This window comes from Nitrospirota bacterium, assembly GCA_016212185.1.
GTDB lineage: Bacteria > Nitrospirota > Thermodesulfovibrionia > UBA6902 > DSMQ01 > JACRGX01.
On sequence record JACRGX010000001.1, the window covers coordinates 1 to 19633 of the forward strand.

General features: G+C 41.1%; 15 protein-coding genes. All 15 read right to left on the bottom strand.

Going from position 1 to position 19633, the window contains the following annotated elements; translation table 11 throughout:
• On the bottom strand, positions 1-1382 hold a 1382-nt coding region (locus tag HZA10_00005; GenBank protein ID MBI5194684.1), incomplete at its 3' end, for an O-antigen ligase family protein.
• Positions 1376-3016, bottom strand: coding sequence for a cellulase family glycosylhydrolase (locus HZA10_00010; protein ID MBI5194685.1), 1641 nt, complete (start codon positions 3014-3016; stop codon positions 1376-1378). The genes HZA10_00010 and HZA10_00005, both read right to left, overlap by 7 nt.
• A gap of 10 nt (positions 3017-3026) precedes the next feature.
• Positions 3027-4967, bottom strand: coding sequence for a sulfatase-like hydrolase/transferase (locus HZA10_00015; GenBank protein ID MBI5194686.1), 1941 nt, complete (start codon positions 4965-4967; stop codon positions 3027-3029).
• A gap of 20 nt (positions 4968-4987) precedes the next feature.
• Positions 4988-5956: a radical SAM protein gene (locus HZA10_00020; GenBank protein ID MBI5194687.1), complete on the bottom strand. Its 969-nt coding sequence runs from the start codon at positions 5954-5956 to the stop codon at positions 4988-4990.
• Between the two features lie 23 nt (positions 5957-5979).
• Positions 5980-7050: a glycosyltransferase family 4 protein gene (locus tag HZA10_00025; GenBank protein MBI5194688.1), complete on the bottom strand. Its 1071-nt coding sequence runs from the start codon at positions 7048-7050 to the stop codon at positions 5980-5982.
• A 12-nt stretch (positions 7051-7062) separates the two neighbouring features.
• Positions 7063-8037: a lysophospholipid acyltransferase family protein gene (locus HZA10_00030; GenBank protein MBI5194689.1), complete on the bottom strand. Its 975-nt coding sequence runs from the start codon at positions 8035-8037 to the stop codon at positions 7063-7065.
• 10 nt (positions 8038-8047) lie between these two features.
• Positions 8048-9199 carry a glycosyltransferase family 9 protein gene (locus tag HZA10_00035; GenBank protein ID MBI5194690.1) on the bottom strand — a complete coding sequence of 384 codons (1152 nt, stop codon included), beginning with the start codon at positions 9197-9199 and terminating at the stop codon, positions 8048-8050.
• A gap of 2 nt (positions 9200-9201) precedes the next feature.
• Positions 9202-10194 (bottom strand): hypothetical protein, encoded by a 993-nt coding sequence (locus HZA10_00040; GenBank protein MBI5194691.1) that lies wholly within the window; start codon positions 10192-10194, stop codon positions 9202-9204.
• A gap of 124 nt (positions 10195-10318) precedes the next feature.
• A complete protein-coding gene (locus HZA10_00045) occupies positions 10319-10555 on the bottom strand; it encodes an acyl carrier protein (GenBank protein ID MBI5194692.1) in 237 nt (78 codons plus the stop codon).
• Positions 10556-10616: 61 nt separating this feature from the next.
• On the bottom strand, positions 10617-12239 hold the full coding sequence (locus HZA10_00050; GenBank protein ID MBI5194693.1) for a cobalamin B12-binding domain-containing protein: 1623 nt from the start codon (positions 12237-12239) through the stop codon (positions 10617-10619).
• Positions 12236-13435, bottom strand: a complete 1200-nt coding sequence (locus tag HZA10_00055) for an MBOAT family protein (GenBank protein MBI5194694.1) — start codon at positions 13433-13435, stop codon at positions 12236-12238. Before HZA10_00055 ends, HZA10_00050 begins: the two co-directional genes overlap by 4 nt.
• Before the next feature lie 30 nt (positions 13436-13465).
• Positions 13466-14836: a cobalamin B12-binding domain-containing protein gene (locus HZA10_00060; GenBank protein MBI5194695.1), complete on the bottom strand. Its 1371-nt coding sequence runs from the start codon at positions 14834-14836 to the stop codon at positions 13466-13468.
• Between the two features lie 79 nt (positions 14837-14915).
• A complete protein-coding gene (locus tag HZA10_00065) occupies positions 14916-16949 on the bottom strand; it encodes a polysaccharide biosynthesis tyrosine autokinase (protein MBI5194696.1) in 2034 nt (677 codons plus the stop codon).
• Between the two features lie 19 nt (positions 16950-16968).
• Complete coding sequence (locus tag HZA10_00070; GenBank protein ID MBI5194697.1) at positions 16969-17967, bottom strand: alcohol dehydrogenase catalytic domain-containing protein; 999 nt, start codon at positions 17965-17967, stop codon at positions 16969-16971.
• A gap of 158 nt (positions 17968-18125) precedes the next feature.
• The gene (locus HZA10_00075; protein ID MBI5194698.1) at positions 18126-19628 is read right to left on the bottom strand and encodes an AMP-binding protein; all 1503 of its coding nucleotides are present in this window, start codon (positions 19626-19628) and stop codon (positions 18126-18128) included.
• Positions 19629-19633 lie beyond the last annotated feature (5 nt).

The following is a 19633-nucleotide window of genomic DNA, read 5'->3' on the forward strand; positions in this document are numbered from 1 at the left end:
ACGTAACCCATGTAGTATGGAATATAGACTAACCCTATTACTCCTATGGTAAGGAGATTGATTGCGAATGCCACGGATATGTGCTGATAATAAGTATTCTGCCGCTTCAATACCTTTAAAAACATTTTGAGCAGGATAAATACAATAAGAAAAACAAATATGAGCCCCATAACGCCGAAATCAAAAAACAGGGACAGATAGATATTGTGGGCATGTGATATCATTTGCGGGATGGTGACGAACTTAAAGCCTGCTATCCCCAAACCGAAAAGCGCCAGTTCTCTCCTGCTGATTTCCTTGAAGCCGGTCTTCCAGTAGCCTATCCTTTGTCCCATGGAACTCTGGTCCTGCGCGCTTACGTTGATAATCCTGGGGTCTCTTTTCTTGGGACCGGTTATAATGATTATAGACAGTATAATAGTCACAAATGTTGCAAGGACAATAAAACTGTTGCGGAAAAAATTCTTTCTTAACTGCGAGCTGACAAATACAAATACGAAAGAAATCCCTATAAGCGACCACATACCGGATTTTGTTCCGGTGAGGAATACAACCACCATGAGCATTACAATTATTATCCGTATAAACAGTCTTTTTAATTTTTTCTTTTCCGTCAGCATCAGGCCCATGCCCGCATAAATTATCGTATCAAGCACCATGGATGTTTCCTGCGGGCCGAGAAAAAATCCATGGACTGATTCTATCCCTTTTTCAGGGGGCCTTGCTGAAAGGTCCAGGCTGAGCCAATCAAATATTTTTACCGAGGTTAATGTTATGAGGCCGGAAGAATTGCTTGCCATGAGATACAAAATCCAAAGCGACTGAAGGGCAAGTGACACGCCTGAAAAAAGAAAACACCACATCAGCCTTCTGTGAAAGGCTTCATCATTGGTGATGATAATATGAAACAGGAAATAAAAGAGTGAAATATCCACAAGGAGATACATTAAATAGTACAGGTTAAAATCTACATCAGCCGGGCTCCAGAATATGGTGAAAACAGCGTAGCTTACAAGGAGAAGAACCGGGATAAACAACGGATTTTTGAAGGTTTTTTTACGGGAATTTACAATGGTACTAATAAAAAAGGATAGGGTGGCAAAAATTGACAGATAAGGCAGCAGGGGGATTGCATCTCCCCTGACATAGCCCTGCACGGTTAAATAAATAGCCGGATATTTGATGCCCATGAAAGGGATTAAAAAAACAAACATATATGCCCACCACCGCTGTCTGAGATGAAGAAAGACTGCCAGGGCAAACACAATGGAAAATATAACGACCAGATACCACGGGATGAAAATACATGACAATCCTATTCCCAACGAAAACAGAATTATTCCGGCCAATCTTGGATTGAAAATATTATAAGTGTTTACCATACAAAATAAACCGGATGTCCGTCTTTAATAAATTTATATGCATGCGCCTGTCCTCCGGGATTTAATATATTGATGTCTTTCAGATTAATTCCCCTGAACAGTTCCGCAAGTTTTTTGTATGAATAATAAGCCAGTTTTTTATGTGATTCACCGTCGTTAAGAGGGTTGTTTATAAGTCCTGTATTGCCGAAATATCCGTTTGTCTTGCCTTTGAATCCGCTCCATTCAATTAACCTCACCCAGAATATTTTTGACACACCCTGACTCAGTGAATGAAGATATAATTTAACAAGTTCGCCTGCGTGCTGTTTTTCTGAAACCGGGCCTAATTCCATCGGGCTTCCGCTGTAAGATGCCATCTCGGTAATCCAGATAGGGACGGCCTGATAACCGGCCTTGTTCAGCTTTACCCTTGCGTTCTGCACATATTCAGTCAACTGCTCAAGATTCTGCATATACCTGTCTACGTGCAGAAACCAATGGATATCAAATACATCAAAATAACGCTCTTTGCCTTTCTGTTTTTCCAATAACTGAAACACATCTGTCCAGAACTTACCGTCCAGGGCAGTTGGATGAGAGGCGCCGCCGATAACCACCATGGCATCAGGGTTTGCGCGTTTGATTGCCTGATAGGACACTTTAAGCAGGGTCAGGTAATTTTCAGGCGTATCCGGCCAGAATAGTTTATTGTCAGGTTCGTTTTCAATCTGCCATGCCTTAACAAAAGGGTATCTCCTTACGGTCTGCTGTAAGAAGTTTTGGTATGCCGTAATATCCTTAACTAATTTTTTACTTCCGCGTCCCCGTCCTCTGCCCTGGTCCCAGTGATTGAAAGTGCTGATGTTGACTATTGTTTCAATATTACTGCGGTGAGTTTCATTTAACGCATCATCTGTTCGGGACCAGTCAAATTCTCCTTTTTCAGGCTCCGCCATGTCCCAGATAAGGGCTGTTTTGCCCGCATGGCGGACCCAGCAGGCTCCCACATCCGCCAGTCTTTCGTCAAACTTATCAATATCGTGGATACCGAACGGCGAATCCTTGCAATTTGAAACAGCCTGCTTTGTCTGTTTATCGGCAGACTGACTTGTAATTTCTCTTACGAATAACGGCACACCGCCTAATTTTAAACGCACCTTTTTATTGTCGGCAGGCAGATTGTATGATTTAAATGCAGGTCCGCCGGTCTTGATATCCTTGCCTGATGCGGCATCCGGAACTAATTCCGTTACTTCAACCTGCGCTGAACCAACAGGCAGTTCTACGGTTATTTCACTTCCCTGTGTAATTGCGGCAGTTTCGGCCTGCTTTGGTTTTGTAAATCCTCCTTTTTCAAGCAGGGTGATCGCCTTATCCAATAACCTGATACTCTCCTGTTTATCGCCGTTTTGTCTGGCAATACGGGATTGTTCAAGAACAGACATTACCTCGGAGAGATCCGCCCCTTCTTCCTCCCTTTGCTTTATCAGCCTGCGCATCTGTTCTCTTTTTTGTGACATTTCCGAATAAGCGGAATTCTCAGAACCTCCCGTAATTCTTTCTTTGGGGTATAGCGGATTAACAAGACAAACAACTATCAGCAGGAAAAAAATACCAGCGGCATATAACATCTTTTTAGAATAAAATATCATGTTATCTTCCTCATTGCTTATTTTTTTCCTTAATCTTTTCATTGGCATTTTGGAGGTTATCACGGATCAGGCTGAGAAGACGCTGTTTTAATACAGGTTCTTTTTCAGAAAGATTTGTCTGTTCAAAGGGGTCTTTTTTCAGATTAAAAAGAAGGGACTTTCCGTCTTTAAAATAATATATTAATTTATGGTCGCCTTCCCAGACGGCAATAGTCCCTTTGTTAATTTCCTGACGAATCCGGTTGCTGTGAAGAGCCATAGAAAAATGAGGAATTTGCGGAAGGGTCTTCCCCCGCATGAGCGGCATCAACGAACGCCCTTCCATCCATGATGGCGCCGGTAAATTCGCCATATCCAGAATGGTAGCCGGGATGTCTATCTGTTCTACCACATCGTTAATAATCCGCTCTCTGTTCTGCCCGGGTTCTTTAATAATAAGAGGGATATGGGTCACATGTTCATAGAGATGCTCGTTGAAGTGTCCAAAATCGTCAGGGTCAAAACCTTCACCGTGGTCTGCCGATAAAATAATAACCGTATTTTCCAATTTATTTCTTATTGCTAACTCTCTGATGAAACCCTTGAATTGCTCATCGCAATACCTGATGAATTCATCATAGCGGGACCTTATGGTTTCAATGTCCGGTTGTTTTTTCAATGCGCCTTTCTTGAGAAAAAACTCGGTTTGTGTTTTTTGCGTCCTGAATTTATGTGAAGGGTCAAACATTCCCATATACGGAGCCGGCGGCAGGTAAGGGTCGTGCGGCGGCAGGATATGAAGCCAGGCAAAAAAAGTCTCAGGCTGCTCCGAATCCAAAGTTGAGAGCAATCTTTTGAAAACATCTTCAGGCGGCGCTGTTGTCTTAGAGTAATCCCGGGAGATTGTCATCAGCAATTTGTATAAAATGAAATCTTTCTTTACCAGCCAGTCATGCAGTCTGATTTTATTGCCGAATGTCTGATACAGAAATTTATTTATAAATTCGTACAAGGAAGCAGGCTTTTCAAATTCAGTCGGCAGAGGGGCAGCATCAAAACTTTCAGACATGCCGAATAATTCAACTGATGCATTGGTGTTTTGTATAAAAGCCATATTAAAGTAACCTCTATTTTTCAGCAGCCGCGGGAGATTTTCAGTAGTGCTCCTTAGGGGTTGTGAACCGTCCACATGATAAGTCTGATGCGTCCATAGTCTTTTGCCGGTCATAAGGCTGGCGGTGGTTGACGTTGTATGATTGCTTTCAGCCTCGGTTTTTTTAAATAACGCTGCTGTTTTTGCCCATTCGCTGATAAACGGCGTTGTCTCTTTATAATACCCGTAGACTGACATATTACGCGCTGTCAGGGCATCAAAAGTAACTAAAATAATATTGGGCTGTTTTTTGTATATATTGGAGTCCGGACGCATCTCCTTAGATATTACATTATGCTTTTCCTTCAGCCATGTATGATAAATTACCAACGGAAAGGAGAGTACAAGCCAGATGCCAAACAACAGCACAAGCGGGGTAATCAGTTCATGAACGGCAGACAGCTTATTGCGGGAAAGCCTGGTGAGAAAAATTGATATAAGAACTGTACAAAATAAAACTGCCATTTTTAATTGTAATGTTGTTTTTTGCTGGAACAGGAGCAGTTTGGCAGTCCAGATTATTACCAACAGCAATCCCAGAACGCTTATAAAAAACAAAAGATATTCCGTATTGATTTTCCATTTAGCACGCAGGAAAAACCATTCTAATACCCTGAGACACACCCATATGAAAAAGGCTGTAAATGAAGCTATGACGCCCCAAAGGATTGTTATAAGGGCAATACTCGGCAGGAACTCGGAAAATGACGCATAAAACCTGAACCCGTCCCAGCGAAAGAATACATCGCCCATAAGAATAAGGGAAAAAATTACAAAGATTATCCGGAAAAGCTTCCAGTAAGAAACCGAGGTTTTCATTTTATTGCTCTCTTTCATGCTTAATCCCACAGAGGACCGTCTTTCCCGTAGATCTGCGAGCAGATATTGCAGGGCGCGATATCTTTACAGTTCTTATTTATCATGGCATTCCTTACCTTATTAAACTTTTCGTTATTATAAATTTCCAACAGCGAGCCTTTTTCAATATTCCCGACTCCAACTAAATTGTCATAATCCCAGCAGCATAATGCAACATCACCGTTCCAGTAGAATAACATAAGATAAAATGTCTGCATGCACCTGCTTAATTGCTTCTCACCCAGCACTCCTCCCTGGAATGAGGTTTTCTGCACTAAAAAATTATGCGCTTTTTTGATGAATATTCTGTCTGCCTTATCGCCCCACAGTTTTTTGTAGTCATCAACTTCGTGCAGATTATCTTTGATTACCACCATCTGCAGGGTCACATGGATATTTTTAGCCGATTCTTTTTTTCTTTTTAAAAAATTCAGTATATTTTTTTCTACGGTTTCGTATTTAAGACCATGTCTGATATTTTCGTAAGTTTCTTTTGATGCCCCGTCAACACTGAAGGTAATTGAGTCAAGCCGTGAATTCAGGATATTATCAGCCTTCTCTTCATTTAAGAGCATGGCATTAGAATTAAAATGGATATGGCTTTTCTTCAGTTTTGTTTTGATATGCTCTATTCTTTTAAATAGCAGGGGGTCCATCAGGGGTTCGCCGTCTTTGTGCAGGATTATCTTCAGTCCGCCGCCTTCAATCCGTGTGCATTCGTCAACTATTTTTTCAAATATGTGCCATGGCATGTAGCCTTTTGGCCTGGTCATTTTCAGGTAAGGGCACAGGATACATTTTGCATTGCAGAAATTGGTAACCTCAATATGAATTGCCCTGGGTATATAAAGACCGCTGAACTGTCTGTGTTTTATAATGTTAAGTATATAGTTATGGAATGGCAGTTTAAAATACAAGTTTGCCTTAGTCCTCGCAATGAAACCCCGCATGCTCATTTTATCAGCGCCTCTCTCTATGTTTTATGGGCTGTTTCCAACACCGTCAGCCACCGTCTTGCAGCTTCTTTTAAATTATAAATCTGCTCTGCCTTTTTCCTGCCGTTTTTGGCAAGCCTGTCCCGCAATTCAGGCGAAGCGGCTAATTTCAGAATAGCGTTTCTTAACGCCCCTTCATCATTTACCGGCACAATTATACCGTCTGCACCGTCTTCTATTATTTCCTTCGGACCAGCGCAGCCGGTTGCAATCACCGGAAGCCGGCATGCCATTGCCTCAATTATCACGACTGAAAAATTTTCATGATAAGACGGCACGATAAGCATATCAGCGTTTTGATAAATTGATACCAAATCTTTCTGGTTTTTTGTAAAACCAAGATATTTAACAGGGTAGCGCTCATTCTCCATGCTTACTATTTCATTTTCAAAAGGACCTCCGCCGGCAACCTGAAACTCAATATTTTCCCACTTATTATTTTTTATCAAACTAATAAGCAGCGGCAGTCCTTTTATCTTTACAAGCTTGCCTATATACAGCACCTTCAATTTATCAGAAGCGGGTTTACTGTCTGGCGGTGCGAATAACCCGGTATCTATGGAATGCGGGATATGAAAGCCTTTTGCGCCGTATTTTGCAACACCTTCAGTTGCTGATTTGGTTACACCGGCAGATACCATACCGTCTAAGAATTTATGCCAGGCTTTTCTCTGTGCAGGGAAATAAATTTTTTCAGGAAACCTTTCTCCGTCCCAAAAAGGCCAGGACGTATAGAATATACATCTGTGTCTGGACTTTAACCGGTTCAGCAAAAATATGACTATACTGTATGGCGCCGCCCCTATTATAATGGTTTTATTTTTAGATAAGAGCAGTTTTATTAGATTAAACATATTTGTAATAATGCGGGGAAAAAACAGTTTGTCTTCATAGCCCCGCAAAATTGTCATGATTTGCCTGAAGAATGAAAATTCAATAAATTTAATTTTTATCATATCCTCTTTTATCATGTAATTAAATACCTCGCTGAAACTGAAGTGCCTTACAGGAAGAGGCTGAAGGCTTATGACTTCATATTTTTTTTTCATTGTAGTTTCTTTTTATTTATTTTCTGTCCGAAAAAGATTTGTCTGAAGCGCGCCTTCCTGAATCAGTTCTTCCACGCGCATTAATGTCATCACATAGTGACACGGATATTTCAAAATGTATTTCTCAAATATTTTAGCAAATCTTGCAGTATTTAAAGCCAGGGTTTTTTCTTCGTCTTCAGCCGGTTCTAATTCAAAAGGCGGCTCTATAATTATCTTGTGAGTGTCGTCTTTCTGCCTGATAATAAAAGTGGGCAGAATAGGGGCTTTTGTCATGAGCGACAGCTTAAATGTGCCCGGTGAAAAAAATGCTTTTTGATTAAAAAAATTCACCGGAATCATTTTACTTGCCTCACTGCCGTCAAATGCAATAAATAATATTTCATTTTTCCGGAGCACTCTTAACATGTTCCGTGTAGACTGTCCGATTACGATAAAATTAATCGGCTGTTTTTCCGATTCCTTTACCCGCTGGTTGAAAATCCTGCGGTATATCGGCCTCTGTTTGTCTATTAAAGGCGGCCCTGCAGCCTGATGAATCTTATAGCCTTTAAAGCCTAATACAAGAGGGGGGAGGAGATGGGAGCCGAAATGGGCAGTAAGCAGAATGGCGCCGCTGCCGTTTTTTAAGGCATTCTCAAGATGCTGCATCCCGTCAATAGAGACCATTTGTCCGGTTATTTCATGATTTAATTTTCCCCAGTAAAGGTTCTCCATATGTCTTTTGCAAAATACCTGTATGCCTTTATACGCTATTTTCTCAATTTCTTCCTGTTTCAACGGCGCGGTTTTGCTGAATAACAATGAGATTTCCCGTGTTATTATTTTTTTCTTTTTTTTGGAAAATTTATACATGACAATACCGCCGACACCGCCGAGAAGAGTAACCAACCTCAGGGGGAGGCGCTGTATCAGACTGCGGAAGGGAAACCAGACAAACCAGAGAGGGATGTCGGTGAAAAGCAGTGACTTTAGATTTCGTATCATTTCGCAGATTTTATTGTATTTGCCTGTTCAGTGTGTTTAAGATATCATCTACGGCAGAAAGGACGTCTTCAACTGTGATATCGTTCATGCATGCATGAAATCGTTTATTAAGGCAGGAGTTTTCATCACAATTGTCCCTGCATGAAAAATCTTTTTCCACTATCCTGCTGATATTTCCATACGGAGCGTCCCAGTAACTTTTTGACGGCCCGTGCAAAACAACAACAGGCGTTTTCATTGCGGCCGCAATATGCAATGGTCCGCTGTTGTTGCATAGAAATAACAGTGATTCCGATAGGACCCCTGCAAGTTCTCTTAAACTGAGTTTTCCTGCCAATGATATTGGCTTGTGTTTCATAATGCTGATGATATTCTCAGCAAGCCCGGTCTCCTCGTGAGAGCCAAAAATAATCAAAGGTATGTTATATTTTTCAATTAAAGAATCATACAATTCCGCATACCGCTCTGTGAGCCATCTCCTCAGCGGATGTCTGGCCCCGGGATGGACAGTGATAAATGGCTTTGTTATTCCGTGTGATTCCATAATTTCTTTAATTTTCCCCTGTTCGGATTCTGTTAAATAAATCCCCCATTCAATATCCTTGACTTCACATCCTAAATATTTTATCAGGTCCAGATGATATTCAAGTTTATGTTTCCTGCTTGCATATGGAACGACATGGTCCAGGATAAATGCGCCCCCGCCAAAACCGAAACCAATTTTCACTTTAGCTTTCAAAGGAAAGGCTATGAGCAGTAATTCGCGTATATCACCCCGCGCTTCAATAACAATATCAAAACGCCTTTTCATCATTTCCCGTATAAACCTGATATATTTTCCCTTGCTTGAATTATAAAACCAGAAGGGGTCGTAAGCGATGGTCTCTGTGATATATGGATTATTAAAAAAAATATCTTTTGCTTTTTCTGATGTCAGGAAGGTAATATGCGCCTCTGGAAATTTCGTCTTCAGGGGCTTTAGCATGGGGAGCGCCATTACAGCATCACCGATATAGGCTGTCCTTATAATTAATATTTCCTTAACATTCCGGTCAATGCTTTTTTCTTTGCGGAATATTCTTTTTGGAAAAAATACAGCATTTCCTATTATATCTGCAATGATTGTTGCAAATAGTTTCTTTTTATTTACAATCTTGTACACAGTTATTTGGACAATTCAGCCGCAACGATATCCGTGACCTTCATGGCGCCTTTGTAGTTCAGATGGTCTGAATTCAGAAAAAGGTCGTGATTGTTTGCGTAAATCTCCAGGAGGTCTAAATGCTTAGAGATATATTTACCGTACTGCGGATTATTTAATGCTTTATTATAAAACAATTCCTTGTCTACATATTGTTTTGATTGTTCTATATAATAATCGGTTACCGGCAATGTCAGGATAAAAACCTTGATATTGTTATCTCCGCACAGTTTTAAAATTTTTTCAAAATACAACAGGAAATCCTCATTAAAAATGTCATGGCCCTTAAAGTGTCTTGTTGCCCTTTTAATGGCCGAATCTTTTGTGACATCGCTTCCAACATATTTAAGGTATCCTTTATACGTTTCTGTTTTTTCAATATTCTGATTTGAGAACAGCTTTTTTATATTGCGCATGAAATCAATCATCTCTATCCCTCTTACAATGGGGCAGAAACTGAGCAGTTTTTCTCTCAGCATGACAACTCCTTTCAGCTTATACAAATCCCGGAGGTCGCTGTTTGAGATATATCCGTATTTAAAATACTCCCATTGCAGTATGTCTGCCCTGTATGACGAAAAACTCTGAAAGTTGAGCGGCAGAACGATTATTTTTAATTTGGGCATGTCGTTGATGTAGTGTTCAAGCTTATAGTATGTCTCTATAAAATTTTCGCTGGCGGCTGCAAAGTTATATGCGCTGTAATTCAGCCTGTCGGGAATAATGGCAAATTGCATGTCAGACTGGCCGAGAAATAAAACTTTAATCTCATTTTTCCGGCTTTCAAAATCACTCACGGTTCTTGCAAAAATGCTTTTGGGACGGAAAAGGATTCTGTCTGTGATTTCCAGAAATAAAACAATTATTAAAATTATAAGGAATGCAAGGCAGAGAGCCTTAAACCAGTCCTGCCGCATAATATTTGAAAATGAGAAAGAGCTTTTAGAATTTGTCATATACAAAGCCTTCAAACTTATGCCCCAAAAGATAGATGATGTAGATGACTGCAATTACAATTAATATTAATCCTGTCATCAAAAATAATGATTTTTTACTTTTTCCCATAATCCCTCCGCAGATTTAATTATGCATTTTGCTTTCTAATGTTTTCATTATGTTGTTGACACTGCTGAACTTATCCATTGTGACGTCGCTCATATCTACAGATATCTTTAATTTCTCTCCGATAAATGCGAGCAGTTTAATAAGTCCGAGTGAGTCTATTATGCCGGAATCAAACAGATTCTCATCATCCTTTATGCTCCCTTCGCCGGACATAAAGGTTTTAATGATAAATTCCCTGATTTGTTCTTTCATTTTTTCCTCCTGATTTTACCGTATATCAAAACATAAATATAGTTTAGTATGCAACAGATTATTATGATTCATGCCAGTATTTATGAATACTGAAATTAAAAGGGCTTTGCTGGGAAGGACTCCCTTTGAATATCATATTGTTGTATTCAAGGATTTTCCTGCGGACATCATGGGGCAGGGAGCCCCTGTCATATTTTTCAATAATATTCAGAAGGCGGACCGTAGAGTCAATCTTCTCTGTCATTGCATCGGATATTACCGGCGGCAGTTTGTTTGACTTCTGTTTGACCGCGATTAATTCCCGGGTGGCTTTATAGCTTATATCAACCAGTTGTTTTTTTGATATCCATCTTGTCTCGTAATTAAGACTGTCTTTCCAATGGGGCACCATCAAAGCCTTTTCATAGTCCTTAAATGTATTGAAAAATATTGTATAGCCGAAATTTTCAGGATTATCGTAAATTATTGATCCGGGATCCAGAAAGGGCCTCATGGGCGACATATAAACATTCAGATCAAAATTCTCATATTTTTTCATTAAATGCCCAGCGTATTTAATATCTTCCATGACATCTGCTTCACCCTGCTCGGGCAGTCCGATCATAAGGAAAATACCAATAATGGATTTTTTGTTCTGTGCAAACAGATAGTCAAGCCATTCTTCAAGCTCTTTATTTGAATATGGAGGGTTGCCGCACATCCGCCTGATTTTTTCCGAGCCTGACTGTATGCTGATTTCAAAAAACGGCCTGATATTGTAGGCTGACATTAATTTAATGTGGTTTTTTGACAGCAGTTGAAATATAGTGAAGTGAATTGTTTTGATATTGCTCATCTTAAAGGTATTCAGTACTTTTTCAAGAAGGTTTATGTCTTCAAACCAGTGATGAAGGGTTATTACTGTTGAATTTTTAGAGCTGTATTCTTTGATAGACTCAAGTTCTCTTAGAAAAGCCGGAATTTCTTTGACTGCAAAACCATTATTTACCCCCATATGCTTATGCATGGAATATTTTGAGCCGCTGCAAAAAGTGCAGTTATATTCGCATCCTGCGCCTGAAAACACCATGAAGTAGTTGATGCCTTTACTGGAATGTGTCCAGTCAATAATGTTGTTGTAACTGACGGCATTGGAAAAATTATTAATAATTATTTTTTTGCTTTTATCTCTCCAGCAGAGATTCATAATATCATGATATTCTCCGCGGCTAAGCTGATTTAACAGCTTGTCAATCAGATACGGCGTGTCTACGCCCCGAATTATGAAATCCACCTGAGGATATTCCATGAGTTCGCTGTAAAAATAACTTGCAGAAATACCGCCTAAAATAACCGGGGTGTCAGGATGATATTTCTTAAGCATTTTTGCAACAGCAAGCGAGCCCTGAGCATGCGCAAGCCAGTGCAGGTCAATCCCGAACATTCCGGCTTTAAGCGTCTTTAAGAATGCTTCAACATCCAATCCGGGATTTTTAAGCATCATATCAGCTAAATTAATTATTATTGCTTTTTTGCCCTGCTGTGCCAAAAATGTTTCAATTGTTTTTAAACCGAGCGGATACATCTCATAAACAGGGGAGACAGCTATGCTTGAACTGCTCAGGAAAGCGAATAATATGTCATCCCGGTCCCTGAAATCAAAGATGCTCGGCGGATGAATAAAGATTATGTCATATTGATTCATGACGGCAAAAATATCCTCTTGAATATGCTGGTTGCGGCATCCATTTCAAAGGCGAAAATTACATGGCCGAGACTGACGAAATTGAATGTCAGGAAAATTGAGGCAGGATCTAAATATTTACTGTCAACGACTTTCTTGAGCCGTTTATGCCTGTTTTTTATCTCCTGAAAACATTGCCATACCACCAGTCCTGTGCCGTGATAAACGCCCAGAATCAAAAAATGCAGACTGCCGCCGTGCCACAGGCAGAATACTACCATTGTCAGAAACATCCCGGCATAAATCTTTGCCTGTGTCGCTTTGTATCCGAAAAAGGGAAAAAAGAAATAATCTCTTATAAAACTATATACGGACATATGCCAGTTCCGCCAGTATAGTGCAATGTTCTTTTTAAAATATGGATAATTAAAATTTTCTATAATCTTATAGCCGAACAGCCTTGCCGTTCCGAGCGCCATATCTGTGTAGCCTGAGAAATCCATGTAAATCTGAATTGCGATGCCGTAGACGGAAAGCATTACTATACCCCAGGAATATTCATGAGGAGAGGAGAGCACGGGCATTATGAACGGCTTTAGGGAATCTGCAACGACAAACTTTTTAATCATTCCTGAAATGATGCGCAGCAAACCATAGTTGATATCCGAAGGGTCAAAAGATTTATTTTGGGCGGTTTGAGGCTGGACATTTTGAAATCTGTCAACAGGACCGGCTAAAAATGTGGGAAAGAAAAAGACATACAGCGCTAAATCACTGAACGAATGCTCCGGCAGGGTTTTTCTGTAGATTTCCACAATATAATGTATTAACCTGAAAAGGATATAAGACATCCCCACGGGCATAAGAATCTTTGAAAATGTTGTTGCGGGCAGTACTGAAAATGGCGCGCCGGATTTAAACACAGTATTGAACAGTAAATCGACATATTTGAAAAACAAGAGATTTCCGATTAAAAGCGCCAGCGCGGATATGAGGAGCGATTTTCTGTTTTCTTCACTCCTCTTTATGTATGTTCCCGCAAGATAAACAAGCAGGACATTGAGAAAAAGATACAGGGTATACTTTATGCTGAATAAGGACATAAAAAAGAGGCTTACTGCAAGCAGAAAGATATTGCGCCATTTTACCGGCAGAAGGAGCCAGTAAATAAGAACACTGATAACAATGAAAACCAGAGAATAGGTTATTTGCATCATGATGATTGCCTGAATGCGGGGTCTGTATTATTATCTTTTCTTTCTGGCAGGACCCTTAATTAAAAATTTTAAAGCAGGTTTGAGATACCAGTCAAAGAATTTAATGAAAAATATAATAAATGAATCTAAAGGCTTAAAAAAGGGTTTGGCGTAAAACAGGTTTTTTAATTCAGTTTCATTTTCCGGAAACAAGTCGTTATCTTCCCGCACAAGACCTTCTTCAACGGCTTTGCGGTGTATCTCAGTATGCGGTTCAATCCGTATCCATCCCAGTCCGGCGCCTCCTTTGCCGAACAAGAGGATAGGCACCTTGAAGAACATAAAGGCTGTTTTAAAAACATCCATCAGGTTCATTCCGGGCAGCATCAGGAAAAAATTATAACCCACCCTTATCCTGTCTATTTTTCTGAAAATATTTATGCTGTTTTTTATGTCCTCTGTAGTGATGCCTTTATTAAGGTAGGAAAGGGCCTTGTCGGTCAGGGCGTCAGGAGAAAACCCGAAGTGTATGCACCCGGCTTTTTTAGCAAGATGTATCAGGTCTTCGGTTGCATTTTTAACTTCATACCATGCGCTCCACTCAACCTTTAAACCTCTTTTGATTATTTCTTCGCATATTTCTTTGGCATGTGATTTGGGAATATTAAAGATATTGTCAACAAAGCAGAATCGTCTGACTCCCAGACTGCTCAAATATTCTATTTCATCTACGACATCCTCTGCCGGACGCAGGCGCAGTCTGTTTCCGGTTAAAAAAGGGTAATTGCAGTATGCGCATTTCAAAATACATCCCCGCTTTGCCTGAAGGCCTATGGCTGATTCCACCGGACCTATATAATTATTGATGTCAATAAATGCAGAGTCCCTTTTAGGAGCAGGTATTTTGGCAAAATCCACCGGCTCCCTGAAACCGGTAAATTTTGCCGAACCCTCTTTGCGAATATATATGCCCTTAACGGTTTCGGGGGCATCAAGATTATCTAAAAGCTCTGCGGCGGATTCCTCGCCCTCCAGATAGATTCCAAAATCAAATTCAGTCACGCGCTCCATGATTTTCTGTGCAAACAGGGAGAAGCCTGCCCCGCCGACAATCAGCTTAACGTCCGGTTTGATTTTTTTTATCAGCTCTACAGTCGGTTTTATTGTCTTAAAATGGTAAAAAATGTCCGTCCTTGCGGTGCTGTCAATATTCCTTATTGATATCCCGATAACGTCAGGCATAAAATTCAAAATTTCCTTTTCCATATTTTCAAACGCGGCAGGCATTTCCCACATGTTAAGGTCCAGTATCTTAACCTTGTGTTTTCCGCTCAGGGCAGTAGCGATGTAACTTAAACCAATCGGAAAAATAGGCGCATGTTTTCTTCTGCCCAGATGCGATTGTATCAGTAAAACATTCATTTATTATCTCCTTTTTGCTTATTGGTTGAAAAATGCCGGTATCCAGTCTGCGGTATGCGGGAAGAAAAAGTTTACAACATCATACACAATTTAAGACGACCCCTGCCGGACTAATATTTGCATTCTTCAGCAGTTCATCTGCTTTTACGATGGAAGGATGTGTAGTGGATTTATTTTTTAGCAGAATAATCATATCATCTAAATTTTTCATTAACTGCAAGGCGTCGTTTTTAAGCAGGAGAGGGGCGGCATGAAATAAAAGCATGTCGTATTTGCCCTCAAGCTGTTTAATGACGCCGCTCATTTTATCTGATTTAATAAGTATTCCCGAGTCAGGCGGTGTCGGTCCGGCAGTTAAAATATCCAGCCCGTTAATCCCTGAGCTTTGAATTACCCTGTCTATTGAGGCATTTTCCAATACCAAATCAGTCAGCCCCGCTGCGTTTGAAAGTCCGAATAATGTGTGAAGATTAGGCCTCCTCAAGTCAGCGTCAACAAGAAGCGCTTTTTTGCCTTCACGGGCCAGCAGAATGCCGAGATTGGCTATGGTTGTTGAACACCCCGCAAGCGGATGAAGGCTGGTTATTAATAGTTTTTTATTCGGCTTCTCAAGAGATGCAAAATTGATATTGGTAAGCACCTTATGATAGGCTTCGTATACCGGGTCGTTGGGGTCTGTCATTGAGACCAAATGTTTGCCCTTTTTAAATATGGGAATTGAACCTAAGAATGTAAGTTTGTAATCTTTTAAGTCTTCGGGCCCTTTGATTGTATGGTCTATATAATCTATAAAGAAACCAAGGAAAAATGCCCAGAAAGCGCCGAGAAATACCCCAAGCACATAAATCAATATCTTTGGCGGGAAATATTGTTTTTTAGCATCCGGTACAACCGCAGGTTCAACCAGTCTGATATTGGAAAGTGTCATGGATTCTGCAATACCCACCTGGTTCTGATATTCCAGAAGGTTTTTATAGATATCCTGATTGACAGTCAGTGAAAGACCCAGCTCTGCGTAACGCGTGCTCTTATAAGGAATCTTCATCAGTTCGGTCTGAGCCTTGTCAATAAATTTCTGTAATTGCTCTCTTTTTATTGTTCCCGTTGCTTTGGTAATGTACGCGTCTTTCAGGTTTCTGAGCAATTCTTCATATACCGGCGCAATGGAGATGTCCTTTTCGCTTATAGTGACCTCTATTTTTTCTTTCAGTAAACTTCTAATGGTATCAATTTGTTTATTGAGCTGTATTACATCAGGGTGCTCCTCTGTAAGCTCAATTTTTTTAGCTGCAATATCAACCAATAAATTATTTAACTGCGTTTGCATGCTGTTTACAAGGGCGCTGGAAACAGGCGTCTTCCCCGCAATCTTTTTTTCTATCAGATTAATGCTTTCATTAGCCTGTGCTATGGCAAACTCATTATTTTTATAGTCATTTTTCAGGGTTAATATATAATCAAGAAGGTCCTTGGTTTCCTCCAAGAGGTCCACGGTTCCTTCTTTAAGCATGAATTCTTTCTTTTCCAAAAGAGAATTATAATATTCATCTTTAACATTCCTTATTTTGTTTTCTATGAACAAACGGGCGGTTTTGTAGCTTTCCCGCGCTCTCTGAATGGTATCTTCTATATAGAGGTTAGCCAGTTCATTGGCTATCTTGGCAGCCTCTTCACGGTTGGTGGAGCCGCCGGTGATTTTCAGAAGAGCTGACTCTTCATATTGTTCTATATCTATATAAGGCTGAGGGAAAATAAGGTCCATTATGGAAAAATCACTTTCTTCATATTTTAATGTTTCTCCTGAATGGTTTTTGAGGTTTAAGTTGGTGATAAGTTTTTCAACGAGGGGCCTGATTGATGTTAGGGCAATTTCTGTATCATAGGTGTAAGTTGTTGGATCCTGCTGCTGCGGCAGGGCGCTCTGGGGCACGCCTAAATTAGACAAAAGAGATGAGAGGGCAGGGGGGGTTTCAACAAGCACCCTTGCCTTTCCCTCATAAATCTTTGTAGCGACATTGGCGCCTATCGCAGATGTAAGGAAAATGACTAAGAAAGTGCTGATAATTATCCACTTTCTTCTTAAAATAATTTCCCAGTATTTTCTAAGTTCCATTTAAAACGCTCCGTTTCATTCAGATTTTTACAAGAATCTTTCCGTCAGTCCTTTTTGTTGACGCCTTAAGCGCGGTTAAGACTTTCTTAAAAGGATACCTTGTTGTAATCATTTTCTCAAGTCTGAGCCGGCCTGATGCTATGAGTTTTATGATGGATGGAAAAACTCCATAGCCCGAATGTCCTCTTGCGCCGATAATCTTGTTGGCGCCTGAAACCATGACATCCAGATACATGGGCGTTGACGCTGCCGCCCTTCCCAGATATATTATTTTACCATTTACAGACATGGATTTCTCCATCTCAGGAATTGTAGCGGGCGCAGCGCCTGCGGCCTCAACCTGCACCTCAGCTCCCCATCTGTCTGTAAGCTCCATAACTTTATCCGATGGTTTACATCCATGAAGTTTATCTACATTAAATACAAAATCGGCGCCCATGTTTTTAGCAATATTCAGCCGTTCATTAATTTTGTCAAAAGCAATGATTTTACTTGCGCCGGCTATTCTGGAAAGGGCGATGGCCCCAAGCCCGATAGGCCCTGTTCCGTAGACCACAACAACAGCGCCCGGATTAAATCCGCCTCCGGCAATAAAGATGCCGTTATATGCGCATCCGACAGGCTCTATGAGCGCGCCGATGTCAAAGACCATGTCGCCGGGATATAATCTTGTCAGTTCGTTTATTTTCCAGCAATACTTTTCTTTAACAGCCGCATATTCAGCAAGCGCTCCGTCAGCGCTTAATCCCATCAGCTCAATATTAATACATTGATTCGGGGAGCCGCTTCTGCAGGGCCGGCAGACGCCGCACCACATAATGCTTTCAACTGCGACCTTGTCGCCTGCCTTAAGCGTAGTTACTCTGCTGCCGGTTTTTTCAACTATTCCTGAGAATTCATGACCGGCAGTGCAGGGGAGTTTAGTAAGACCGGAAAAGATTATATACCCATCCTTATCGGTCTCATAAAGGTGGGTGTCAGAGCCGCAGATGCCGCAGGACTTGACTCTAATAAGCACTTCGTTATTTTGCAGCTGCGGGACCGGGACATCTTTGACTTCAAAACGGGGATTCCGCCAGGCGCTGCTTCCGCTGAAGGCCCTTTTCTTCAGCCGTTCATCTTTAGTGAGCGCAGGTCCTTTTCTCGGTTTCCACTCTGCATTAACAATGAGCGCTTTTATACTTCCTCCATCTGTAATATTCTTTTATTTATCTTTCCACTCCCGATTTTGGGAAGAGATTCCTGTATTTGCACAAGCCGCGGCAATTTATAATTAGGCAGACGCTCTTTGCAGAAATCAACGATTTCATCTGCAGTCAGCTTTTTTCCGTTTTTTGCCACTATGAAGGCCTTGGGTATTTCTCCCCGCAGTTTGTCATTAACGGATATTACAGCAGCCTCTTTGATGTCAGGGTGTTCCATCAGGGTGAGTTCAATCTCCAGTGGATAGACCTTTAGTCCCGCAATTTTCATCATCCCTGATTTTCTGTCAACGAAATAATAATTGCCGGCGCCGTCTTTCCTGCCTAAATCTCCGCTGTAATACCAGCCGTTTTTAAGACACATGGCGGTATTTATTGAATCTTCATAATACCCGCTGACAACTGCAGGTCCTTTGAATATCATTTCGCCAATATCGCCATCCGGCAATTCTTCGCCGTGTTCGTCAACGATTTTTATCTCGTAAGATATGCAGGCCTTTCCTGCCGAGCCGTGTTCTATTGGTTCTCCCGGAGTATTGGCAATGGCAATTCCTGTTGTTTCCGTGCTTCCCCACACAGGCAGGATCGGCACGCCGGTTTTTTGCCGGAATCTCTCAATCAGTTCTGTCTTTGTGAACATCCCGCCGCTTTCAGGTATCCTCAGGGAGCTGATGTCGTAAGATTTGTGCTCAAGCATCTCAAGCAGTGTCTCATAGAGAGGAGCTAATCCCATCATGCATGTTACCCTGTGTTTTGATATTGCCTCTGCAATGGATTTAGGGTAAATCTTATCCACCATTACTATGGTCCCGCCTAAGTATAACGGTCTGGCAAAAATCTCATGCGGATGAGCAAACGGGGCAAACATGCAGAGATGGATATCGTCGGGCGTTAAATGCAGGGCCTTAATTGAAGCGGCAGTATTCCAGTAAATATTTGAATGTGTAGTAACAGCTCCTTTGGCGCTGCCTGTGGAGCCGGATGTATAGTTAAGATAAACGACATCATTCCCATCAGCCGTAAGCGGCAGATTATCAAGGCTTCCTCTGTGCGGCATTCCGTCAAATGAGAAATAGCATTCTCCTCCGGTTTCATCGGCAAGTATAAGCAGGATTTTTGAGTCTTCAGGGATGGATTTTTGAGCGAGTTCTAAAAACTGCTTATGAACAATCAGGCATTTGGGCGCAATCCTGATTAAAATACTCCTGATTTTGTCTTCAAACAGTTCAAAGTTTATCGGCGCCGCTATCCCCTGCGCCTTTGCAATGGAGAGGAAACTAATTACAAGCGCGGGGGTTCTCGGGAGCATGAATCCGACCCTGTCGCCTTTTCTTATCCCTAAGCTAATCAGGGTATGCGCCAGCCTGTTGACGGCTGTGTTTAGTTCCCCATAAGTAATGCCGGCGTCGCGGTAGATAACAGCAGTTTTTGAGGGGAACGCTTTTGCGTTCCCCTCAAGCATTTCAACAAGTGTCATTGCAG

What these genes read in the sequence shown, in the direction of transcription:
- HZA10_00045 (MBI5194692.1), bottom strand. Translation starts at nt 10,555, where the DNA reads ATGAAAGAACAAATCAGGGAATTTATCATTAAAACCTTTATGTCCGGC.
- HZA10_00030 (MBI5194689.1), bottom strand. Translation starts at nt 8,037, where the DNA reads ATGATACGAAATCTAAAGTCACTGCTTTTCACCGACATCCCTCTCTGG.
- HZA10_00065 (MBI5194696.1), bottom strand. Translation starts at nt 16,949, where the DNA reads ATGGAACTTAGAAAATACTGGGAAATTATTTTAAGAAGAAAGTGGATA.
- HZA10_00075 (MBI5194698.1), bottom strand. Translation starts at nt 19,628, where the DNA reads ATGACACTTGTTGAAATGCTTGAGGGGAACGCAAAAGCGTTCCCCTCA.
- HZA10_00040 (MBI5194691.1), bottom strand. Translation starts at nt 10,194, where the DNA reads ATGACAAATTCTAAAAGCTCTTTCTCATTTTCAAATATTATGCGGCAG.
- HZA10_00010 (MBI5194685.1), bottom strand. Translation starts at nt 3,016, where the DNA reads ATGATATTTTATTCTAAAAAGATGTTATATGCCGCTGGTATTTTTTTC.
- HZA10_00050 (MBI5194693.1), bottom strand. Translation starts at nt 12,239, where the DNA reads ATGAATCAATATGACATAATCTTTATTCATCCGCCGAGCATCTTTGAT.
- HZA10_00060 (MBI5194695.1), bottom strand. Translation starts at nt 14,836, where the DNA reads ATGAATGTTTTACTGATACAATCGCATCTGGGCAGAAGAAAACATGCG.
- HZA10_00055 (MBI5194694.1), bottom strand. Translation starts at nt 13,435, where the DNA reads ATGATGCAAATAACCTATTCTCTGGTTTTCATTGTTATCAGTGTTCTT.
- HZA10_00015 (MBI5194686.1), bottom strand. Translation starts at nt 4,967, where the DNA reads ATGAAAACCTCGGTTTCTTACTGGAAGCTTTTCCGGATAATCTTTGTA.
- HZA10_00020 (MBI5194687.1), bottom strand. Translation starts at nt 5,956, where the DNA reads ATGCGGGGTTTCATTGCGAGGACTAAGGCAAACTTGTATTTTAAACTG.
- HZA10_00025 (MBI5194688.1), bottom strand. Translation starts at nt 7,050, where the DNA reads ATGAAAAAAAAATATGAAGTCATAAGCCTTCAGCCTCTTCCTGTAAGG.